Annotated in this window: 3 protein-coding genes; 1 reads left to right on the top strand and 2 read right to left on the bottom strand. The window is 70.2% G+C overall.

Annotation, left to right across the window (positions count from 1 at the left end):
* On the top strand, window positions 1-168 hold a 168-nt coding region (locus N4G66_RS44900), incomplete at its 5' end, for a transposase (protein WP_261710109.1).
* 53 nt (window positions 169-221) lie between these two features.
* On the opposite strand, the gene N4G66_RS44895 is transcribed toward N4G66_RS44900, so the two are convergent.
* Together N4G66_RS44895 and N4G66_RS44890 are read right to left on the bottom strand one after the other, a co-directional pair.
* Window positions 222-863, bottom strand: a complete 642-nt coding sequence (locus N4G66_RS44895; RefSeq protein WP_261710108.1) for a ScbR family autoregulator-binding transcription factor — start codon at window positions 861-863, stop codon at window positions 222-224.
* 1,259 nt (window positions 864-2,122) lie between these two features.
* Window positions 2,123-3,118 (bottom strand): ScbA/BarX family gamma-butyrolactone biosynthesis protein, encoded by a 996-nt coding sequence (locus tag N4G66_RS44890; RefSeq protein WP_261710107.1) that lies wholly within the window; start codon window positions 3,116-3,118, stop codon window positions 2,123-2,125.
* Between the last annotated feature and the right edge of the window lie 135 nt (window positions 3,119-3,253).

Genomic DNA, 3,253 nt, shown 5'->3' with positions numbered 1-3,253 from the left:
GAGTCCTCCACCCGCCTGGGCCGCCACCGCTGGGTCGTGGAGCGGTCCGTGGCCTGGCTTGCCGGCTGCCGCCGACTCCACCGCCGCTACGAACGCAAAGCCGAACACTTCCTCGCCTTCGCCGCCATCGCCTGCACCCTTATCTGCTACCGCCGACTCATCAAATGAGATGACTTCTAAACGATCGAGTTCCTACCGAACCCGGAACGGTTCACACCGTTTTAGGTGGTGGTGTGGAGTTGGTTGTGGATGGTGGCGCCTCGGGTGGGGGTGAGGTCGATGGTGGTGAGGATGGTGGGGATGGTGATGCTGGGGAGGATGTGGCGGAGGAGGGCGCTGACGCGGGTGGGGAGGTCTTGGTAGTTGGTTTGGGCTTGGGACATGGCTTGGACGCCGGCGAAGGCTCCGACGAGGACGTCGGCGGTTTCGGCGGGGGTGACGTGGGGGAGGAGTTCGCCTTGGTTTTTGGCTTGTTGGAGGAGGTGGGTGCCGAGTTGGCTCCAGGCGTGGAAGGGTCCGCTGCGGTCGAGTCCTTGGGCTTGTTGGTCGAGGGAGAGGCGGACGCCGGCGCGGACCATGGGGTCGGTCTGGAGGCGGTGGGCGTGCAGGACGACGGTGTCGATGAGTTGTTGGATTTTGCAGGGGTGGTCGGGGGCGGGGGGTTTGAGGTTCTGTTCGTGCAGGACGCCTTGGGCGAGGCTTTCTTTGGAGGGGAAGTGGAAGTAGAGGGCTCCTTTGGTTACTCCGGCGTCGGCGAGGATTTCGCTGATGGTTGCGGCTTGGTAGCTGCGTTCTTCGAAGATCCTGGCTGCTGCTGAGAGGATTGCCTGGCGGGTGCGGAGTGCTCGTTCCTGTTTCACCATGTTGGCCTCTCCGGTGTCGATGAGCCCGGAGACCCACTAAAAAAACCGTCCAGTTTGTATATTACAGCTGGTTGGGTTTGTGGGTACCCCTTCGGGCTGGGCGGGGTCCGGCGGGGTGCGGGAAGCCGGGGTGCGGGGTGGTGGGGGCGGGGGGCGGGGGTCCGGGATGTGGTGGGTTGAGGGTGTGTTGTGTGGCGGGGGTTCGGGCGGGTGGTGGTGGGGCCGGGGTGTTCGTCGGTGGTGGTGCTGTGCGGGTGAGGGGGTCTCGGGGCGGTTTTCCGGCCGGGGCGGGGTGGGTTGTGCGGTGTGTGGGGGTGCTTGTGCTTGTGCTTGTGGCGGGTGTGGCTGGGTGTTCTGGTGCTGATCCGCGGCTTTGGGCGTAGCGCGTACATGGTTCTGGTGTGGCCGGGTGCGTCCTGGGGGTCCTGGTCGGGTGCGGCCTCCATGTGCCCCCGGTCCGCTGGTCCGGCAGTCCGCCGGGGGGCGGGGCCGGAGCCGCCGTCGGGCCGGGTGCCGGCGGCGGGGCGGGGGTGCCGGCCCGGTGGGGTGTCTGTGCGGGGGCGGGGCGGGCGGTGTTTTCGTTGTGCGGGCGGGCTGTGTCCGTGGGCACGTGAGCCGGGCCCGCGGTACGGACGGGTTCTGGCCCCGCTCTGGAACCGGCGGGCGACGGCTCGCTCTGGCCCCTGACGGCCTCTTCTCGCCGGCTGCGCCTGTGCATCGGCCCCTCGTCGGCCCCTCGTCGGCCCGGCGGTCGGACGGCTGTCGGAGCCGAATGGACCTGGTACTGCGGGACCAGAACCCGTGCTTGCGGACAGGGCTGTGCGGCGGGCGTGTTCTGTGTGGGGGCCCGGGGGCTTTTCGTGGGTTTCGTGCCGGGCGCGCGGCTGTCTGCCCGGGGCCGGGACCGGCCCGGGCGTGGCGGGGCGGTCCGGGGGCGGCGGCGCTGGCCCGGCGTGTGTGGCTGGCCCGGGGTGTGGCGGGGCTGGCCCGGCGTGTGTGGCTGGTCCGGGGTGGCGGGGGTGGTCCGGTTCGGCTGGGGGGTGTCTGGTACGGCGTCCGGCCCGGCATCTGGATGCCGGGCCGGACGCCGGGGTGTGGGCCCGGGGTGTCTGTCTTTTCGGGGTGTTGTGGGGCGCTGTGGGCTTCGCGGGGAGGCGGATGCCGTGGGGCGCCGCGGGTGCGGGGCGGAGGTTGCGGGGCGCCGCGCGGGTGGGGCGGATGCCGGGGTGGGGGTGGGTGGGGGTTGTGGGGTGGGCGGGTCAGGTGAGGGGTGGGGCCATGGTGAGGGTGCAGCGGAAGACGGTTGTCCGGTTCTGGCGGGCGCTCACGTGGACGGTTCGTGTGCCGTTCGGGCCGGGGGCGGGGGTGGTGCGGGCCTGGATGGTGCAGGGGGTGTCGAGTTCGACGTAGTGGAGGAACTCGCCGGTGACGGTGAGGGGGAGGGAGGTGTGTCCCAGGGTTGCGGTGGCGGCCTGGCGGGCGGCTTCGAGGAGGACCATGCCGGGCACGTGGTCGACCTGGTGGTCGAAGAGTGCGGGGTGGCGGGTGTCGACGCGCAGTTGCCAGCGGCCGGGTTCGCCGAGGGGGGAGAGGACCACGTCCATGGGGGACATGCGGCCCACGGTCTGGGGGGGTTCCGGGGCGGTCAGTGCCAGGACCTGCCCGGTGCCGGTGCCGGTGCTGCGGGCGGTGCGCAGTCGCTGGTAGATGCGGGGGGTGATGCAGGTCTGGGTGCCGCCTCCGGTCGCGGCGAGGTGGCCGTCGCGGTAGATCTCCACCTCGATGCGGAAGCCGCCGACGGTGGTGCCGCGTTGTTTCACGTCCCGGCAGGCGACGTGGAGTTCGAGTGAGGCGGGGGTCTGGGCGAGGCGCACGTGCGGGGGGCGGACGGCCACGCTGATCTCGCTGACGAGGAAGTGGTGGCCGATGGGGACCCCGTACTCGGCGTGGGCGAGCAGCAGGCCGGTCTGGCGGATCGTCTCGAGGGCGATCAGCGGGTCGTGGCAGCCGTCCACGGCGGTGAAGAAGCTGTGGCCGCGGGGCCACTGGGCGGCCACGGTGAAGCGGTGGTCGTCCCTGCGGGCCCAGTCGGTCAGCATGACCTCGGCCACGCTCGCGCGGTGGACGAGTTCCTTGGGAACGGTGGTGGTCAGGGGCTGGACGACGAGGACGCCGGCCCCTGGGTGTGCTGTTTCGCTGTCCGTGCGTGCCGCGCCGGGTATCGCGCGGTGCATGCGGAACGTACTCGCAGACATAGGTCCCCCCGAGCCGCCTTGGCTTGAATGTGGGTGGTGCGTCCCTCAGGGCAGCGAAGATACATACCATCCGGTTTAATTTCTAGAAGGAATGCGGCACTCCAGTGCTGCAATAAAGGGAACAAGGAGTTCCAA

The organism is Streptomyces rhizosphaerihabitans, from assembly GCF_025399795.1.
Classification (GTDB): Bacteria; Actinomycetota; Actinomycetes; order Streptomycetales; family Streptomycetaceae; genus Streptomyces; species Streptomyces rhizosphaerihabitans.
The sequence above is the reverse complement of the archived record's forward strand: the minus strand, read 5'-3'. Positions and strand labels throughout refer to the sequence as shown.

Coding starts and splice junctions, on each gene's coding strand:
- N4G66_RS44890 (WP_261710107.1), bottom strand. CDS start 3,118: ATGTCTGCGAGTACGTTCCGCATGCACCGCGCGATACCCGGCGCGGCA.
- N4G66_RS44895 (WP_261710108.1), bottom strand. CDS start 863: ATGGTGAAACAGGAACGAGCACTCCGCACCCGCCAGGCAATCCTCTCA.